Annotated in this window: 21 protein-coding genes; 18 read left to right on the forward strand and 3 right to left on the reverse strand. The window is 64.3% G+C overall.

Features of this window, described 5'->3' with window-relative positions; all coding sequences use genetic code 11:
* Positions 1-108: 108 nt before the first annotated feature.
* The 13 genes from LAN37_03600 to LAN37_03660 all read left to right on the forward strand — a co-directional run bounded on the left by LAN37_03600 (position 109) and on the right by LAN37_03660 (position 10347).
* Entirely contained in the window at positions 109-1299 is a 1191-nt protein-coding gene (locus tag LAN37_03600; protein MBZ5646293.1) for a J domain-containing protein, read from the forward strand.
* Positions 1300-1490: 191 nt separating this feature from the next.
* Complete coding sequence (locus LAN37_03605) at positions 1491-1889, forward strand: helix-turn-helix transcriptional regulator (protein MBZ5646294.1); 399 nt, start codon at positions 1491-1493, stop codon at positions 1887-1889.
* 91 nt (positions 1890-1980) lie between these two features.
* A complete protein-coding gene (locus LAN37_03610; protein ID MBZ5646295.1) occupies positions 1981-2988 on the forward strand; it encodes a histone deacetylase in 1008 nt (335 codons plus the stop codon).
* A 64-nt stretch (positions 2989-3052) separates the two neighbouring features.
* Positions 3053-3247: a hypothetical protein gene (locus tag LAN37_03615; GenBank protein ID MBZ5646296.1), complete on the forward strand. Its 195-nt coding sequence runs from the start codon at positions 3053-3055 to the stop codon at positions 3245-3247.
* Positions 3248-3392: 145 nt separating this feature from the next.
* On the forward strand, positions 3393-4196 hold the full coding sequence (locus tag LAN37_03620; protein MBZ5646297.1) for an MBL fold metallo-hydrolase: 804 nt from the start codon (positions 3393-3395) through the stop codon (positions 4194-4196).
* 145 nt (positions 4197-4341) lie between these two features.
* Positions 4342-5703, forward strand: a complete 1362-nt coding sequence (gene ffh, locus LAN37_03625) for a signal recognition particle protein (GenBank protein MBZ5646298.1) — start codon at positions 4342-4344, stop codon at positions 5701-5703.
* 436 nt (positions 5704-6139) lie between these two features.
* Positions 6140-6385, forward strand: coding sequence for a 30S ribosomal protein S16 (gene rpsP / locus LAN37_03630; protein ID MBZ5646299.1), 246 nt, complete (start codon positions 6140-6142; stop codon positions 6383-6385).
* 82 nt (positions 6386-6467) lie between these two features.
* On the forward strand, positions 6468-6698 hold the full coding sequence (locus tag LAN37_03635; GenBank protein ID MBZ5646300.1) for a KH domain-containing protein: 231 nt from the start codon (positions 6468-6470) through the stop codon (positions 6696-6698).
* 26 nt (positions 6699-6724) lie between these two features.
* Positions 6725-7255 carry a ribosome maturation factor RimM gene (gene rimM / locus LAN37_03640; GenBank protein MBZ5646301.1) on the forward strand — a complete coding sequence of 177 codons (531 nt, stop codon included), beginning with the start codon at positions 6725-6727 and terminating at the stop codon, positions 7253-7255.
* Between the two features lie 102 nt (positions 7256-7357).
* Complete coding sequence (gene trmD, locus LAN37_03645; GenBank protein MBZ5646302.1) at positions 7358-8167, forward strand: tRNA (guanosine(37)-N1)-methyltransferase TrmD; 810 nt, start codon at positions 7358-7360, stop codon at positions 8165-8167.
* A 44-nt stretch (positions 8168-8211) separates the two neighbouring features.
* A complete protein-coding gene (gene rplS / locus LAN37_03650) occupies positions 8212-8553 on the forward strand; it encodes a 50S ribosomal protein L19 (GenBank protein MBZ5646303.1) in 342 nt (113 codons plus the stop codon).
* 285 nt (positions 8554-8838) lie between these two features.
* Positions 8839-9534 carry a ribonuclease HII gene (locus LAN37_03655; GenBank protein MBZ5646304.1) on the forward strand — a complete coding sequence of 232 codons (696 nt, stop codon included), beginning with the start codon at positions 8839-8841 and terminating at the stop codon, positions 9532-9534.
* A 60-nt stretch (positions 9535-9594) separates the two neighbouring features.
* Positions 9595-10347: a PIG-L family deacetylase gene (locus tag LAN37_03660; protein ID MBZ5646305.1), complete on the forward strand. Its 753-nt coding sequence runs from the start codon at positions 9595-9597 to the stop codon at positions 10345-10347.
* A gap of 82 nt (positions 10348-10429) precedes the next feature.
* On the opposite strand, the gene LAN37_03665 is transcribed toward LAN37_03660, so the two are convergent.
* Complete coding sequence (locus LAN37_03665; GenBank protein MBZ5646306.1) at positions 10430-10657, reverse strand: hypothetical protein; 228 nt, start codon at positions 10655-10657, stop codon at positions 10430-10432.
* 98 nt (positions 10658-10755) lie between these two features.
* Here LAN37_03665 and tmk point away from each other — a divergent pair, with 98 nt between their 5' ends.
* The 3 genes from tmk (at position 10756) to LAN37_03680 (ending at position 13175) form a co-directional block, all read left to right on the forward strand.
* The gene (gene tmk, locus LAN37_03670) at positions 10756-11439 is read left to right on the forward strand and encodes a dTMP kinase (protein ID MBZ5646307.1); all 684 of its coding nucleotides are present in this window, start codon (positions 10756-10758) and stop codon (positions 11437-11439) included.
* Positions 11440-11441: 2 nt separating this feature from the next.
* Positions 11442-12536 carry a DNA polymerase III subunit delta' gene (locus LAN37_03675; GenBank protein ID MBZ5646308.1) on the forward strand — a complete coding sequence of 365 codons (1095 nt, stop codon included), beginning with the start codon at positions 11442-11444 and terminating at the stop codon, positions 12534-12536.
* Positions 12537-12908: 372 nt separating this feature from the next.
* A complete protein-coding gene (locus LAN37_03680; protein ID MBZ5646309.1) occupies positions 12909-13175 on the forward strand; it encodes an RNA chaperone Hfq in 267 nt (88 codons plus the stop codon).
* 105 nt (positions 13176-13280) lie between these two features.
* On the opposite strand, the gene dcd is transcribed toward LAN37_03680, so the two are convergent.
* Positions 13281-13835, reverse strand: coding sequence for a dCTP deaminase (dcd, locus tag LAN37_03685; GenBank protein MBZ5646310.1), 555 nt, complete (start codon positions 13833-13835; stop codon positions 13281-13283).
* A 203-nt stretch (positions 13836-14038) separates the two neighbouring features.
* On the opposite strand from dcd, the gene LAN37_03690 reads away from it, so the two are divergent.
* Together LAN37_03690 and LAN37_03695 are read left to right on the forward strand one after the other, a co-directional pair.
* Complete coding sequence (locus LAN37_03690) at positions 14039-14308, forward strand: integration host factor subunit beta (protein MBZ5646311.1); 270 nt, start codon at positions 14039-14041, stop codon at positions 14306-14308.
* Positions 14309-14356: 48 nt separating this feature from the next.
* Positions 14357-15406, forward strand: coding sequence for a site-2 protease family protein (locus LAN37_03695; protein ID MBZ5646312.1), 1050 nt, complete (start codon positions 14357-14359; stop codon positions 15404-15406).
* Between the two features lie 83 nt (positions 15407-15489).
* Here the strand turns inward: LAN37_03695 and priA are convergent, their stop codons facing one another.
* Positions 15490-17910 carry a primosomal protein N' gene (gene priA, locus LAN37_03700; protein MBZ5646313.1) on the reverse strand — a complete coding sequence of 807 codons (2421 nt, stop codon included), beginning with the start codon at positions 17908-17910 and terminating at the stop codon, positions 15490-15492.
* Position 17911: the final 1 nt, after the last annotated feature.

The raw sequence follows: 17911 nt of genomic DNA on the forward strand, positions 1-17911 counted from the left end.
CTACGGCGTGCTGGACGTGAAGTTGAGCCGCTTGGCGGGCGTGAGCGAAGCGGGAGCCCGCCGGCGAAATCCTGAGCGAGGAGCGTAGCGACGAGTCGAAGGAACCCTATGGCTACGCAGACCAAAGATTATTACGGCGTTCTTGGCGTAAAAAAGACTGCGTCCGCAGACGACATCCGCAAGGCGTTCCGCAAACTCGCGCGCAAGTACCATCCCGACGTCAATCCCAGCGACAAGAAGGCGGAGGAGAAGTTCAAGGAGCTCTCCGAGGCCCACGACGTCCTTTCCGATCCCAAGAAGCGCAAGATCTACGACCAGCTCGGGTTCTACTCGGACAACATCGATCCGGCGGCGGCCGCAGCGTACGCGCGTGGCGGCGGATTCGCGGGCTTTCCCGGCGGCGGGCAAGGCCACGCCCAGGAAGTGCCGTTCGATTTCAGCGGCTTCGATTTTTCCGATTTCACCGGAGGCGGCGCGCAGCCGGGCGGTGGCGGGTTCCGCGACATTTTCTCTTCCATCTTCGGCGGCGGACGCGGCGCGCAGCCGCACGGTCCCGAGCCGGGATCCGACCTCGAATACCAGGTGAGTGTTCCCTTCTGGACGGCGATCCGCGGCGGGGTGATGCGGATCAACGTGCAGCACGGCGAGCAATGCGCCAACTGCCGCGGCACGGGCGTGCTGCAAGCGAGTGGGCCATGCCCGGAGTGCGGCGGCAAAGGGCAGGTCCAGCAGACGGCCAACCGTATGAAGTTCAACCTGCAATGCCCGCGCTGCCACGGAACAGGCAAGGCGCAGTCGGGATGCCACGTGTGCGGCGGACAGGGGTCGGTGAGCCGGACCGAGCCGCTGGAGGTGCGCATCAAGGCGGGCACGCGCGACGGTCAGCGCATCCGGCTGGGCGGAAAAGGGAATGTGGGGCGCAACGGCGGGCCGAACGGCGATCTGTACATCATCGTCCGTATCGGCGAGCACCCGGTGTTCAAGCGCGACGGCGACGACATCCACGTGGTAGTGCCGGTCACCGCGACCGAGGCCGCACTGGGAGCGAAGATCGAAGTCCCCACCGTCGACGGGCGCACCCAGATGAAGGTGCCGCCGGGCACGCAGAGCGGACAGAAGCTGCGCCTGCGGGAGAAGGGCGTGTCCTCGGCGACCAGGGACGGAGTGCGCGGCGACCAGATCGTGGAAGTGAAGGTCGTGGTTCCGCAGGTGCACGACGAACGCTCCAAGGAGATCCTGCGCGAGCTGGCCAAGCTGAACCCGGACGACCCGAGGGCGGAGCTGTTCGCGAAAGTGTGAGGCGATTAGCTATTAGCGATTGGCGTTTAGCTGTCCATTGATGGCTAATCGCTAATAGCAAATCGCTAAGTGCTCAATCATGGCGAAGCGTAAGACCAAAGGCGCGTACATGTTGAGCCGCTTTGCGGGCGTGAGCGAGGCGGAGTCGAGCGGGAGCCCGCAGGCGAAATCCTGAGCGACGCGAAGGAACTATGGCCAAGCGGAAAACAAAAGGTGCCTACATGATTAGCGCGGTGGCCGAGATGTACGGCATCCATCCGCAGACGCTGCGGCTGTACGAGCGCGAAGGGCTGCTGAAGCCGTCGCGCACCGAGGGCAACACGCGGCTGTACACGGATGAGGACCTGCAGCGGCTGGAGTTCATCCTCTCGCTGGCGCGCGAGCTGGGGGTGAACATCTCGGGCATCGCCATCATCCTGCAAATGCGCGAGCGCATGGAGGAGATGCAGCGGCAGATCCAGGAATTCATCCTGCAATTGCAGAGAGAGATGATCGCGCACGCGCAGGCGCCGGCCGACGCGTCCAAGGGCGCCATCATCCCCATCCGCCGGCCGGTGCCGCCGCCCGCCGCGCCTCCGAAGCGCAAGTAGCGAAATCGGCGTCGAGCACCTGCTGCGAGAGCGACGGTAATGACGAGCGGCCACCGGGTGGGCTATTCTGACGGTTCGCCCGCAGGGCCGTATGCTTCCCTTCAAGCTGATCTACAGCGACGGGTATTACCTGCCGATCGGGGAGCACGTGTTCCCGGCGCACAAGTTCCGGCTGATCCACAACCAGCTGCTGCAAGAAGGGATCGCCGGCGCCGAGGACTTCCTCGAGCCGGAGCCGGCCTCGGACGACGACGTCCGGCTGGCGCACACGTCTGACTACGTGGGCAAGCTGAAGAACGGGACGCTCTCGCCGCGGGAAGAGCTGCAGATGGAGGTCCCGTACTCGCTGGCGCTGGTGCAGTCCTTCTGGCTGGCGGCGGGAGGCACCATCTCGGCAGCGGAGCACGCGCTGCGCGACCGTGTCGCCTTCCAGATCGGAGGCGGCTTTCACCACGCCTTCCCCGACCATGGTGAAGGATTTTGCATGATCAACGACATCGCCATCGCCATCCGGCGGATGCAGAAGGACAGGAAGATCAAGCGGGCCATGACCGTGGACTGCGACGTTCACCAGGGCAATGGGACGGCAGTCATCTTCGCGCCGCAGGATTCGCAGGCGCAGCCGCTGCCCGCGTGGTCGCGGGCCACCATGAGCCGCATCGGGCCCACCTCCGACATGGAGTCCTTCGAGGGCGATGTGTTCACCATCTCGCTGCACCAGGAGAACAACTACCCGGCGTGGAAGCCGCCCTCGACCATCGACGTGAACCTGCCGGACGGCACCACCGACGACGAGTACCTCTCCTGGCTGGAGAATGCGCTCAGCGCCGGGCTGCGGCAATTCGATCCCGAACTGCTCTGCTACGTGGCGGGCGCCGACCCCTACAAGGAAGACCAGTTGGGCGGATTAATGCTGACCATCGAAGGCCTGAAACAGCGCGACCTGCTGGTGTTCAAGGCGGCCAAGGCGCGCGGCATCCCGGTGATGGTCACCTTTGCGGGCGGGTATGCGCAGAACGTGCTCGACACGATCACCATCCACTGCAACACCGTACTGGCGGCCCAGGGGGTCTTCGCGCCCGTGGCCAGCAAGCGGTGATGTCCGCCCTTGCCTGGAGCCGTGCGCAGGACTACAGTTTCCGCGAAATCACCCGGAGGTCCGTATGGCTGCTATTGCCATGAAAGCGCCGAAATTGAAGCCGTACCGCGTGTTGGCGCCGCGCGTCACCGAGATCCACCTGGAAGATGAGTTGAACCGCGCCTGGGAAGAAGGCTACCAACTGCAATTCGTGGTGCCGAGCGCCGGTGCGCACGACCGCAACGTGTTCCTGATCATGGTGCCGAAGAAGAAGAAATAACATCCTCCACGGAGGCAACAGAAGCTGAATCGAAGATCGAAGAAGTCAGATCGCAGATGGAAGAAGTGACTTCTGCATTCTTCGTTCTTCGCTCTTTGTTCTGCCTTCCTCCGTATCTCCGCGTCTCCGTGGTAGGGTTTCTTCCATGAAGATCCGACTCATCCGTCACGCCACGCTGAAGCTGGAGTATGCCGGGCACAGGCTGCTGGTCGATCCCATGTTGAGCCGGGCCGGGGCCATGACAGCGATCGACAACTCGCCGAACCCGCGGCCCAACCCGCTGGTGGAGCTGCCCGAGCCGGTCGAGGACGTGCTGCGCGGGGTGGAGGCGGTGCTGGTGACGCACACCCATCGCGATCACTGGGACGCAGCGGCGGCCGAGATCATCCCCAAGAACATGCCACTGCTGGGGCAACCGGAAGATGAGCCGAAATTCCGCGCCGCCGGGTTCACGAACGTGACGCCGATCGTCAAGACAGCCGCAGGCGGCTATCCCACACATACTTGGGGCGGAATCACCATCCACCGCACCGGCGGGCGGCATGGCACCGGAGAGATTGGGAAGAAGATGGCGCCGGTGTCAGGATTCGTGCTGCGCGCGTCGGGTGAGCCGACGCTCTATATCGCCGGCGACACCATCTGGTGCGAGGAGGTCGCCGGGCCTCTGCACGAGTTCCATCCGGCGACGACCGTGGTCAATGCGGGCGGGGCGCGGTTCCTGCAAGGCGATCCCATCACCATGACGCCGGAAGACGTGATCCGGGTGTGCCAGGCGGCGCCCAAGACTCAGGTGGTCGCGGTGCACATGGACGCCATCAACCACTGCATCGTCACGCGCGAGGACCTGGCGTTCCAGCTCGAAGCGGAACGACTGCGCGAGCGCGTAGCGCTCCCGGCGGACGGTGAGTGGGTGGACGTCGGCATCTCGGAAGCGCCAAGAAAGAGCTGAACCGCAGAGAGCGCCGAGATCGCAGAGAATCTTCTGAATTCCGTTCCTCTGCGTACTGTGCGGTTAAATCTTCTGTGCAGCGCAGCTACAGAAAAGCCCACCCAAGCGGCTGATACAATAGAGGTTTCGAGCGGGCTTTCTGCTTATGTTTGAGAACCTTTCCGAAAAACTACAACGGGCATTCAAGAACCTCCGCGGCCAGGGCACGCTGAACGAGGAGAACATCGGCGAAGCGCTGCGCGAGCTCCGCCTGGCGCTGCTGGAAGCCGACGTCCACTTCAAGGTGGTCAAGGAGCTGATCGACCGCATCCGGGAGAAGGCGGTCGGCCAGGAAGTGATGACTGCGCTCTCGCCCGCCGAGCAGGTGGTGAAGATCGTCCGCGACGAGCTCATCAACGTCCTGGGCAAGGACACCGCCAAGCTGAAGTTCGCCTCGCAGCCGCCGACCGTGATCCTGATGGCCGGCCTCCAAGGCTCCGGCAAGACCACCACTTCGGGCAAGCTGGCGCATTGGCTCAAGGCCGGGGGGCACCGCCCGATGCTGGTGTCGGTGGACGTCTACCGCCCCGCCGCGCGCGAGCAGTTGAAGGTGGTGGCGGGCGCGATCAAGGGCAATCTTTACGAGGGCCAGGTCACGGAAGCGAACACGGCGACGGTGGAGCGACTGGCGAAAGAGGCGCGGCGCGAGGCCATCAACACCGGCTGCGATGTGCTGATCGTGGACACCGCCGGCCGCCTGCACATCGACGAGCAGCTCATGGAGGAGATGCAGTCGCTCAAGAAGCTGCTCAACCCGCAGGAGATCCTGTTTGTCGCAGACTCCATGACCGGCCAGGACGCGGTCAAGTCCGCCGACGAGTTCCACAAAAAGCTCACGCTCACCGGCGTGGTGCTGACCAAGATGGACGGCGACGCGCGCGGTGGCGCAGCGCTCTCCATCCGTAACGTCACCGGCCAGCCCATCAAGTTCATCGGCGTGGGCGAGAAGTACGACGCGCTCGAGCCCTTCCACCCCGACCGCATCGTGGGCCGCATCCTGGGCATGGGCGACATCCTCTCGCTGATCGAGAAGGCCGAGCAGCAGGTGGACAAGAAGAAGTCGGCGGAGTTCGCGGCCAAGGCGCTCTCCGGCGACGGCTTCTCGCTCGAAGACTTCCGCGACCAGCTCCGGCAGGTGAAGAAGATGGGCTCGCTGCAGAGCATCATGGGCATGCTGCCGCGCATCGGGCCGTTCGCGCAGCTCCAGGCGCATTCCGACAAGGTGGACGAGAAGCAACTGGTGCGCGTGGAGGCCATCATCAATTCCATGACCTCCTACGAGCGCGAGCACCACGAGGCCATCAACGGCTCGCGCCGCAAGCGCATCGCGCGCGGCTCCGGCACCAGCGTGCAGGAGGTCAACCAGCTCCTCCGCCAGTACGCCCAGATGCGCAAAATGTTCAAGAGCATGTCGAAATCCAGCTTCATGAACAAGCGCCTGGCGGGAATGAAGCTGCCGGGAATGTGACGGCGCTTGGCGGGCGTGAGCGACCGGAGCGCGTTGCGCGACGGGAGCGGGAGCCCGCCGCCGTCATCCTGAGCGGCCCTGCCGCGAAGGATCTCGCGTGCGAGTCAGACCCTTCATCTTCGTGGCGGTTGGTATCGCGTGGTTTGCGGGCGTACTTTGGCTTGTCATCGGGAACGTCATCCTCCGAGAGACACGCATTGGCCCACTGGCTCAATGGCTAGACCGAATCCCGGAACCGCTCTCAAACGTGATTTTTTCTGTACTCTGGACTGCTTTACTACTCGGCTGGTTGGTGCCGATTGTGATTGGTTTCAGGTCTCTGAAGCGCTAGGTCAGCCTAGCCTTCCCGGTTGTCAAAACCCCGCCAGATACGCGATAATACTGGATTGTCCGCACATCAGCGGAAAGATAAGAAAGGACAACTGTTTACGTGTTAATGATCCGTCTGGCGCGCATAGGTGCGCCCAAGAAACCGTACTACCGCATCGTGGTGATCGAGAAAGAGCGCGCCCGTAACGGCCGCCCGGTGGAGGTCGTGGGAACCTACAATCCCCGCACCAGCCCAGCCTCCGTGGATTTGAAGCGCGACCGCATCGATTATTGGAAGTCGAAGGGCGCGCAGGTATCCGAGACCGTTGGCAAGCTCCTGGCCAGGAACGCGCCGGCAGGAACCGCGGCTTAATACTGCCTGTTCTTAGGGTTGCAGGAATTCAGGCCCCACACCACTCAGGAGCTCGATGATGACGACGGAGCCGGGTGGGGACATGCGCGCGTTGGTCGAGCAGATCGCGAAGGCGCTGGTCGACGAACCCGAAAAAGTCTCCGTACAGGCGGTTGACGGTGAGCAGATCACGGTGCTCGAGTTGCGGGTTTCGCCCGCAGACCTGGGCAAGGTGATCGGCAAGCAGGGGCGCACGGCGCGGTCCATCCGCACCATCCTGGGCGCCGCCGGCATGAAGCTAAAAAAGCGCTACACGCTGGAGATTCTGGAATAACGGACGCGTTCATCACCATCGCCCGCGTGACCCGTACCCAGGGACGTCGCGGCGAGGTCGCCGCCGAGATCCACACCGATTTCCCGGAGCGCTTCCGCGAGCGGAAACGATTGTTCGCGCTCGCCGCCGACGGGTCGCGCCGACAGCTCGAGCTGGAAACGAGCTGGGAGCACAAGGGCGGCATCGTGCTGAAGTTCCGCGGCGTGGATTCGATTTCGGACGCCGAGGGGTTGATCGGCTGCGAGATCCAGATCCCGCAGGAAGAGCGGGCGCCGCTGAAGCCGGGCGCGGCGTACATCGCCGACCTGGTGGGATGCGCGGTGATCGCGGACGGCAAAGAGATCGGGCGCATCGAGGACGTGCAGCCGGGCGCGGGAGAGGCGCCGCTGCTGGTGGTGAAGAAAGAAGACAAGGAATACCTGGTCCCCTTCGCCGCCGAGTTCGTGAAGTCGCTTGATATCGAGCGCAAGCGCCTGGAGATGGCGCTGCCCGAAGGGCTTTTGGAATTGGACGCGCCGCTGAGCGAGGAAGAAAAACGCCGGCAGCGCGGCGAGTAGGTTGGCAGGCACGGGAATGAAGTGCCGCCGTTTAGCGGGCGTCTGAGCCCGCTGGCGGCATCCCGAGCGAAGCGAGGGATCTCGAGCGGCGGGATCGTTCGGATGAAATTCGAAATTTTCACGATTTTTCCGGACTTTTTCCGCGGGCCGCTGGAACACGGCATCGTGCGCCGGGCGCGCGAAGCCGGGCTCATTGACATCGGAGTGCACGACCTGCGGGGGTTCACGCGCGACAAGCATCGCACCGTGGACGACCGGCCGTTCGGCGGCGGCGAGGGCATGGTCTTCAAGCCCGAGCCTATCTTCGAATGCGCCGAGTCGCTGAAGATCGCGCCGCGCGGGCACCGCCGGGAGAACAAGGAGTCGGTGATCCTGCTCTCGGCCGGCGGACAGATCTTCCGCCAAAGCGTGGCCGAGGAGCTGGCGGGGCTGGAGCGCATCGTGCTCATCTGCGGCCGTTACGAGGGCGTGGACGAGCGCGTGGCTGAGCACCTGGCCGACCGCGAGCTGTCGATCGGCGATTTCGTGCTGAGCGGCGGCGAGCTGGGCGCGGCCATCGTGCTGGACGCGGTGACGCGGCTCATCCCCGGCGCGCTGGGAAATGAGGCGTCGGCACAGCAGGAATCGTTCACGTGTGGGACAGCCGCCTCGGCTGTCAGGGGCGATGGTCCAATAGCGACCTGCGCTTCCGGCGGGCTGCTGGATTACCCGCACTACACGCGTCCGGCGGAATACCGCGGGATGCCGGTGCCCGAGGTCCTGGTGAACGGGAACCACGAGCAGATCCGGCGCTGGCGGCGGCGCAAGGCGCTGGAAAAGACACTCCGCAATCGCCCCGACCTGCTGGAGCAGGTCGCGTTGAGCGAGGAAGACAAAAGTTTGATCGCTTCCATACGAAGCGGTAAGGATTAGAATCCTGCGGGCCCAGGCGCTCCGCATCTGGAAGGAAAAAGGCTATGAGCACAGTAATGGAAAAGTTGACCGCCAAGCTGCAGCGCACGGACCTCCCGGCCATGAAGCCGGGCGACACGGTGCGCGTGCACGTGAAGATCAAGGAAGGCGACAAGGAGCGCTTGCAGGCCTTCGAGGGCACGGTTATCGCCAGCCGCAACGGCCCCCAGGGCAGCTTCACGGTGCGCAAGATGAGCTTCGGCCACGGCGTGGAGCGCATCTTCCCCCGAAATTCGAAAGTCATCGACAAGGTGGAAGTGGTGCGTTCCGGCAAGGTCCGCCGCGCCAAGCTCTTCTACCTGCGCGAGCTGCGCGGCAAGGCCGCACGCCTGCGCGAAGCGGAGTAAGGGTGGAGCAGGCCTTCAGGCCTGCGGAAGATATTGGCAGGATCATCGGCTTTAGCCGCTGCGGCGCATTGAGTTATGTACCTCAGCGGCTAAAGCCGTCTTCATTGGCGGACTGGACTGCAGGGCTAAAGCCCTGCGCCACCCTTCTTACTTCTGCATTCTTCGTTCTAACTTCTTCGTTCTGCCGTGTGTCTTCGTGCTAGGTTTTCCGGTTAGAATCGTCGCAATCCTCCCGTGCCCGCAAAAGCGAAACCGGCGAAAGAGCTCTCCCCTGCCGCGGCAAAAATGCGCCTGCTCAAGCGGCTGAAGTGCACGACGAAATACGAGAAGCAGCTTTGGGCGCAGGGTCTGCGGCTGGTGGCGGGGGTGGACGAAGTGGGGCGCGGGTCTCTGTTCGGGCCGGTGGTGGCGGCGGCGGTGATCCTGGATCCCGCGTACCGCATCCGCGGGCTGCGCGACTCCAAGCTGCTGCCGGAGAAAGATCGCGACCGGCTGGCGGAGAAGGTCCGCGAGCACGCGCTGGCCATCGCCTTCGCCGCGGTGGACGCGGCGCGCATCGACCAGATCAACATCTATCACGCCTCACGGCTGGCCATGCTGGAAGCGGTGGCGCAACTGAGTCCCCGCCCCGAGCACCTGCTGATCGACGCGTTGCGCATCGAGTTCGACTGCCCGCAGACGCCCATCATCCACGGCGACGCGCTCTCCGCCTCGATCGCCGCCGCCTCCGTCATCGCCAAGGTGGAGCGCGACCGAATGGTGCGGGAATGGGACGCGGTGTTCCCCATCTACGGCCTGCGCACCAACAAGGGGTACTCCACGCCCCAGCACATCCGGGTGCTGCGCGAGCACGGGCCGTCGCCGCTGCATCGGCTGTCATTCGCACCGGTTTGGCAGACCTCGCAGGCGGTGCTGGAGTTCATGCTGGAGGAGTCTGTGCCCCCGGCGCCGGAGGCGGCTTCGATCTCGTCCGACGACTGACGACTCGCTTCTCCCCGTGTTACACATGAAGAATCTCCATCCCCGGAGGACGACCGAAACATGCTTCACCTGCTCTGTGTGACCGCCCATCCCGACGACGAAGCCGGCGGGTTCGGCGGATCGCTGCTGCACTATGCCTCGCGCGGGGTACAGACCCACTTGCTTTGCCTGACCCCCGGGCAGGCGGCCACGCATAGGGGCAGCGCCCGCTCGGACCAGGATCTCGGGACGCTGCGGCGCCAGGAACTTGCTCGCGCCTGCCAGATCCTGAACATCCGGCAGCACGAGTGCATGGATTATCCGGATGCCGGACTCGACCGCGTGGACTTCAACGAAGTCGTCGGCCAGGTGGCGCGCCGCATCCGGCAGATCCAGCCCCACGTGATCGTCACCATAGGTCCGGAGGGGGCCATCACCGCCCATCCCGACCACTCGATGGTTTCTCTGTTCACGACACTGGCCTACCACTGGGCGGGGCGCTCGAACCGTTACCCCGAGCAGCTCAATGGAGGGCTGGAGCCGCACCGGACCCAGAAGCTGTACTACGCGACCGCGCTGTTCACGCTCCCGGACCGTCAACCAGTGTCGCTCTCGCCGGTCACGGCCGTGATCGAGGTCGGCAAAGACCTGCTGGAGAGGAAGATCGCCGCCTTCAAGGCGCACACATCGCAGTCACCGCTCTTCTCGATCTTCGAGAATGCGGTGCGGCAGCGCGGGACGCAGGAAACTTTCCACCTGGCGGCGTCCACCCGGCCGCGCCATGTGGAACCCGAAACCGACCTGTTCGCGGGCGTGGAAGAAAAAGAGAATTAACCGCAGAGAACGCAGAGGATGCGGGGGAGGAATGGGGATAGGAAATTCTCAGCCTGCTTGGCGACGTCGCTCGTGAACCGGCTTATTTCTTTCCGCCGCCGAGCTGCTCCTTGGCAGTGGCCAGCAGCTTGTCGAAGGCTTCCTGCTTGGTCATCTGCTTGCCGCCCTTGTTCTTGCGGTAGTTGTGCTCGTAGCTACAGGTGCGGCAGCGGACCTTCTTGACCTCCTCGCCGACCATGGACACGATGGCGTGGTCGGTGGAGAGCTTGCAGCGGGAACAGTAATCGTCGATGTAGTCGCCGAGGCGCATGACTGGCCTCCTTCAGCAAGGGTCAGGGCTCCCAGGGATGGGAATTTTGGGGGACGTGCAGCCGGAGTGTAGCACAGGTCGGATGATATGATTTCCGCGTGTCTGGCAGGAAAACGCGCGGGAAGTTCATCACCATCGAGGGGCTCGACGGTTGCGGGAAGAGCACGCAACTGGAGAAGCTGGCGGCCGTCCTGCGCGCCGAAGGAGTCGAGGTGGTGGTGACGCGCGAGCCCGGCGGCACGCCCGCAGGCGAGAAGATCCGCGCCGTACTGCTCGATTCCCACACCGGCGACCTCTCGCCGTGGGCCGAGCTGGCCATGATGTTCGCCTCGCGGGCGCAGCATATCCACGAGGTCATCCTCCCTGCCTTGAACGCCGGCAAGTTCGTCCTGTGCGACCGCTTCACCGACTCCAGCGAGGCCTACCAGGGCGGCGGTCGCAAATTGGGCAGCGAGCCCGTCCTGCGACTCCATGAAATCCTTTGCCAGGGGCTGCAACCGGACATGACCATCCTGATGGTCTCCGACGTCGCCAAGAGCGTAGCCCGCGCGCGCAAGCGCAATCTGGCGAAAGATCCGAACTCCATCGCCGACGAGAACCGCTTCGAGCAGGAGAACCGGGCGTTCTTCCAGCGCGTGCTCGACAAGTATCTCGAGATCGCCAAGCGCGAGCCCGACCGCGTCTTCGCCGTGGACGCCAAGCCGCCCGCCGAGGTCGTGCACCCGCAGATCGTGGCCGAAGTGCGGCGGAGGCTGACGGGCAAGAAGGCGTCCGGATTCTAGTCATGGGCTTCCGCGATTTCCACGGCAACGAGCGGGTCGTCACGCAGCTTCGGCAAATGTTGCAGGGCGGGCGTCTGCCGCAGGGCATCATCCTCGCCGGGCCTGCGGGCGCGGGCAAGTACACGCTGGCGCAGATGATGGCCAAAGCGCTGAACTGCCTTCAGCCGCCGGCCGGCGACCTGCCCGACTTCTGCGGCAAGTGCTCGAACTGCACCCGCATCGCCGAGGCCGACGACCTCGACGCGCGCTTCGCTGAAGCGGTGGAAGCCCGCGAAGGCCTGCGCGATGCCGACAAGAAGGATACCCGCATCTTTCTCCAGACCCATCCGGACGTGCTGGTCATCCCGCCCGACCCCCCGCAGATGATGATCAAGGTTGGGCAGGTGCGGCACGTGGTCGGAAGCATCTACTACCGGCCCAGCGACGGCCGGGAGCGCGTGTACATCTTCACCGACTCGGTATTCATGAAAGAGGCGGCCAATTCCCTGCTCAAAGTGCTGGAGGAGCCGCCGGAGTTCGCCACGCTCTTTCTGCTGACCACCAACCCGGGCGAACTGCTGCCTACCATCCGCTCGCGCTGCATGACGCTGACCCTGGCCGCGCTTCCGGCGCGCGAGATCGAGCAGGACCTGGCCAAGCGCCGTCCGGAGTGGAACGCCAAGCAACGCGCACTGGTGGCGCGGCTGAGCGGCGGCGCCGTCGGCTGCGCTCGCACCTTCGACCTGGCTGCCTACATGAGCGCGCGCAAGGACGCGCTCACCCTGCTGGCCACCGCCATCGAGGCCAAGGAACACAGCGACCTGTTCCGCACCACCGAAACCTACCGCGCCGGTGCTGACGGCAAAGAAAAGACCGACGACCTGCTCCACGCGACATATCTGCTTCTGGAAGACCTGCTGTTCGTGAAATCGGGGACCAAGGACCTGGTGCGAAACACGGATATTGCCGCCGAACTGGAACGACTGTCGGGACCGGTGGACTTTGACTGGATCGCCGCGGCGGCCCAGCGCCTGGACGAGGTTCAGGCCGGCATGCGGCGCAACCTGCTGCGGTCGCTCTCGCTAGACGCCTTCGCCACATCGCTGGAGAGGACCTAGCCGAACGTTTACTCACTGGTAAATCGGTCCATCAACAAAGGTCTGACCACTACCCACTGTCCACTGCCCACTCATTGTCACTCCGTCCTCGCCTGTGATACCGTTAACCCAAGTTCAGCCCACAAAAGGTCGTCCTGGGGTCAATCCTGGAAAGTTTTGCCGCGCGAGGTGTTCGTGTCGCGTCCAGCAAGTTCGACCGCGCCGGAACCGCAAGCGAAGGAATTGTCCCAAGGGCGGACGGAGCACGGTATCGAGATGAAGGAAATAGAATCCACCGCGCCGCGTCGTGCTCCTGAGACGGACGATTTCGCGAATCGCAAACTGATCCGCCCCACGCTGACCCGTCCCGAGGGAAATGGCGGCCAGGTCTTGATGGAGCGCCGGGAGCGCCCCGCCAAGAAGACCCCGCCGGCCGAGCAGACCCACGCCGAGAACTTCTATTACCAGAAGCAGATGCAGTCCAAGACCCCGATGGTCATCGTGCTCAAAGATGGCGAACTGGTGCACGGCTACATCGAGTGGTACGACAAGACCTGCATCAAAGTCACGCGCAGCGGGCAGGCAAACCTGCTCATCTACAAGCCATCCATCAAATACATGTACAAGGAAGGCGAGAACGGCGGGCAGAACAACCGCTAGCCGTTGGTCGCTTGTCGTTAGCCGGCACGGCAGACGCCGTGCCATTTGCTTTTGCCCGCAAAGAAACAGGCGCGGCTTGTGCCCCGCCTTCTGAGCGACTTATATCTAGAGTTTCGGCAGCACGATGCCCTTCTGTGCCTGGTACTTGCCGTTGCGGTCTTTGTAGCTGACTTCGCACATCTCGTCGGACTGGAAGAAGACGATCTGGCACAGGCCCTCGTTGGCGTAGATCTTGGCCGGCAGGGGCGTGGTGTTGGAGATCTCCAGGGTCACGAAGCCCTCCCACTCCGGCTCGAAGGGAGTGACGTTCACGATGATGCCGCAGCGCGCGTAGGTGCTTTTGCCCACGCAGATGGTCAGGATGTCGCGCGGGATCTTGAAGTACTCGATGGAGCGCGCCAGGGCGAAGGAGTTGGGCGGGATGATGGCGCATTCTGAGCGAATGGTAACGAAGGAGCGCTCGTCGAAAGCCTTGGGATCCACGATGGTGCAGTTGACGTTGGTAAAGATCTTGAACTCGTCGGCCACCCGCAGGTCGTAGCCGTAGCTGGACACCCCGTAGCTGATCACACCCTGGCTCATCTGCTTCTCGGAGAAGGGGTTGATCATGTCGTGCTCCAGCGCCATCTTGCGGATCCAGCGGTCACTCTTAATGGACATTTCGCTCCTCGGGATTGCTAGGTTCTTGTCCGGCAGGGACTTATCGCCGTGCGACCCTGCGGCAGGCTGGAACGGTGTGCCCATCTTAATCGCAACCCCCGTCGTTGACAAATAGGGGCTAAAGTCCGTAGTATCCGTGCTTTACAGGTATTTCAACAGTGTGCGTCGGGCGGGCTCAGCGCGACGCCGGTCTGGAGCTGCTTGTGATCAAGCTGGACATCATCAATGAAGTGGTGAGTAAAACGGGCATCACCAAGACCAAGGCGGAGCTGGCGGTCGAGACCGTCTTCGACAGCATGAAGAAGGCGCTGGCCCACGGCGACCGCATCGAGCTGCGCGGCTTCGGCGTCTTTAACGTGCGCCCGCGCAAGACCGGCATCGGACGCAACCCGCGCACCGGCGCCGAGGTCAACATCCCTCCCGGCAAGGCGGTCCGCTTCAAGCCGGGGAAAGAATTGCAGTCTATCGACTAGGTTCGGCCGGTCGCGCGCGCACGCCGTACCCCCGAGTATTTGTGCCCCATGTCTGAGCCGAACCCGCCCCTCTCGCCGCCCGAACCACCCGTCCCGTCCTCGACGTTCGAGCTCTATCGTCCGCTCGAGGTGTATGCGGTGGAGCCTCCGCGCCGGCGTTACTGGCTGCACGCGCTGCTGTTCCTGCTGACGATCTTCACCACGCTGGTGGTGGGGGCGCGCCTCGAATACAACTTCCACGCCAACCTGCCGGCGTTTCCGCCCATCCCGGACGATGCCACCTCCAGCCAGGTGCTGTTCTGGTGGTTTCCGTTGCGGTGGGTGTTGGCACAGCCGTCGCGGCTGCTGCTGGGCGTGCCCTTCTCGGCGACGCTGCTGCTGATCCTGTTCTGCCATGAGATGGGGCATTACCTCTACTGCGTGCGCTACCGCGTGTTCGCGACGCTTCCCTACTTCATCCCGGCGCCGACCCTGATCGGGACGCTGGGGGCGGTGATCCGCATCAAGTCGCCCATCCGCAACCGCGCGCAACTCTTCGATATCGGCATTGCCGGCCCCATCGCCGGATTCGTGGTGGCGGTGGTGACGCTGGCGGTCTCGCTGCTGCTGTCGAAAAAGATGCCGACGGGAGTGGTGGCATCTGCCATACCGCTGGGGTACCCCGAAATCTTCTACTACGTCCAGTACGCGCTGAGGGCCCTGGGCAGCCATGCGGACGTTGCGCGCGTCCCGTTGCAGGCCCTCTATCTGCATCCCACGGCGCTCGCTGCCTGGGTGGGGATGTTTGCCACGGCGCTGAACCTGTTGCCCGGCGGACAGCTCGATGGCGGGCACATCGTCTATGCCGTGAAGCCGCACCTGCACCGCTGGGTGTCGCTGCTCACGGTCGTGGTGCTCGTTTACCTGACCAAGTACTGGTCGGGTTGGGGACTCTGGTCGATGTTGCTGCTGATCACCGGAATGCGGCATCCGAATGTGCAGCGCGGACCCGATCTCTCCCCCGGACGCTACGCGCTCGCCGTGCTGGGCCTGGTCATGTTCCTGCTGACGTTCATGCCGTCGCCGTTCCCGGGTACGGGCATCTCGGAACTGAGATAGGACTCAGCAGTCAGCTTTCAGCACTCAGCCCACACTAATCCGCGCTTATCGCGGGCTGAATGCTGAGTGCTGATTGCCGACCGCTACAGCAGCGAGAGGGCGTCCACATCCACGATCACGTTGGTGCGCGGGACGCGGTGCTGCTCCGCGTGCTGGAGCATGGCGCGCAGAGCGTCGTTCAGCTTCTGCCGAGAAGGCGACTTCAGGACGAAGTGATAGCGGTAGTCGCGCTTGAGGCGCACGATGGGTGCCGCCGCGGGCCCGAGCACGCGGATGCCGTCCAGCCGGGTCTTGTGGAACCACTGCCCGAGCAGCCCGGACCAGCGCAGCGCTTCTTCCAGCTTGCCGCTGCGCACCAGCACGTTGGCCAGCGCGCTGAAGGGCGGGTAGTGCATCCAGCGGCGGTAGCGCAGCTCCTTCTCCTGGAATCCGGCGTAATCGTGGGTGGCAGCGAACTGGATGGCGTAGTGGTCGGGAAACCAGGTTTGCAGGACGACCTTGCCGGGTGTTTCGCCGCGTCCGGCGCGGCCCGCGACCTGGGTCAGTAATTGGAAGGTGCGTTCGGCGGCGCGGAAATCCGGGAAGCCGAGGGCGAAATCGGCGCCCACCACGCCGACCAGCGTGACCCCGTGGATATCGTGTCCCTTGGCGATCATCTGCGTGCCCACCAGCAGGTCGAGTTCCCCGGCATGCAGCGCGTTGAGGACGCGCTCGAAGTCGCCTCGCGCGCGCACCGTGTCGCGGTCGAGCCGCCCGATGCGCGCGGTGGGAAAGGCGCCGTGCAGCAGGTCTTCCAGCTTCTCCGAGCCCGCGCCGAGGAAGTAGATGTACTCGCTGCCGCACTTGGGACACTTTTGCGGCACCCGCTCGCGATATCCGCAGTAATGGCATTCCAGCTTCTGGTCGCGCTTGTGGTGGGTGAGAGCGATGGCGCAGTTCTTGCACTGCAGGGTCTCGCCGCAGGCGCGGCAGAGCACCACCGACGAGTAGCCGCGGCGGTTCATCAGGATCATGGCCTGCTCGCCGCGGGCCAGGCGGTCGTTGATCTCCTCCACCAGGCGGCGGGAGAAGACGTGCTCTTCGCCGGTCTGTTGGAACTCCTGGCGCATGTCCACCAGCGCGACCTCGGGCAACGGCCGCTGCTCGACGCGCTCCTTCAGTTCGAGAAGCTGGTACTTGGCGCTGGCGGCGTTATGGAAGGATTCGAGCGAAGGCGTAGCCGATCCCAGCACGACCGCGGCTCTTGCCAGCTTGCCGCGCATGACGGCGACGTCGCGCCCGTGGTAGCGGGGCGTCTCTTCCTGCTTGTAGGAAGTGTCATGCTCCTCGTCCACCACGATGAGGGCCAGGTCGCTCACGGGCGCGAAGACCGCAGAGCGCGTGCCGACCACGATCTTTGCTTCCCCGCGCCGGATGCGGTGCCACTGCTGGGCTCGTTCGCCGTCGGAGAGGGCGGAATGCAGCACCGCCACCTGCTCACCGAAGATCTGGTACAGGTTCGCGGCAGCGACCGGCGTGAGGCCGATCTCGGGAACGAGCAGGATGGCAGAACGACCGGCGGCAAGAACCCGCTGCATCGCCGCCAAGTACACGGCAGTCTTGCCCGACCCGGTGACGCCGTGCACCAGCGTCACGGAAAAGCTTCGCGACTCGACCGCCTTCTGGATCTGTTCCAGCGCGCCGCGCTGCTCCCGGTTGAGTTCGAAGTCCGAGCCGTGCGGGCGTGCGGATGAAACGGTGAATCCCTCCGGCTCTTCTTCGATCTGCACGATGCCGCGCCGGACCAGGGTTTCCAGGGTACTCTGGGGCAGGTCGAGCTTGCGCAAGGTGTCCACACGCGCGCGCCCGCCGGTGGCGGCGAGCATTTCGACGAGCTGCCGCTGGTTCTGGTTAAGCCGCCCCTCGGCCATGCGCAAGACGGCGATACTGACGGTTGGTGTGGCGTCGTGCGCGGTGGAGACGTCTTCTGCTTCGATCCACTTGCGGCGCAGCAGGCGATCGATGACCCCGCGGCTCACCTTGCTTGCGGCGCGCGCGGTCTCTTCGCGCGCGGCATCGTGACCGGCGAGATAGTTCAGCACGCGGAATTCGGCGAGGGTGTCTTCCTCGCTGCGGCGCGAGCGCGCACCTTTCTCCGCCGATTCGTGCAGCGCCGTCCAGCCCTGCTGGGTGATGCGCAGCGCGCGCACGCGGCGGAACTCCCCCGCCAGCGGCAGCATCGTGCGATACACCTCGCCCAGCGGCGCGATGTAATACTGCGAGATCCATGCGGCGAGCTTGCGCAGTTCGGCGTCGAGCACAGGCTGGTGATCGAGGACTTCGAGGACTTTCTTGGTCGTGACGCTCGGCTTGGTGTCGTGCAGCGCCGTGACCACGCCGGAGAGGCGGAGGTTGCGGAAGGGCACGAGCACGCGCCCGCCCACCACCGGCTCGACACCATCCACCGCGTAGGTGAAGGTCTGGTCGAGGGGGACGGGCAGTGCGACGTCACAGAATGTTGGCACG

The organism is Terriglobia bacterium, assembly GCA_020073495.1.
Taxonomy (GTDB): domain Bacteria; phylum Acidobacteriota; class Terriglobia; order Terriglobales; family Acidobacteriaceae; genus JAIQFD01.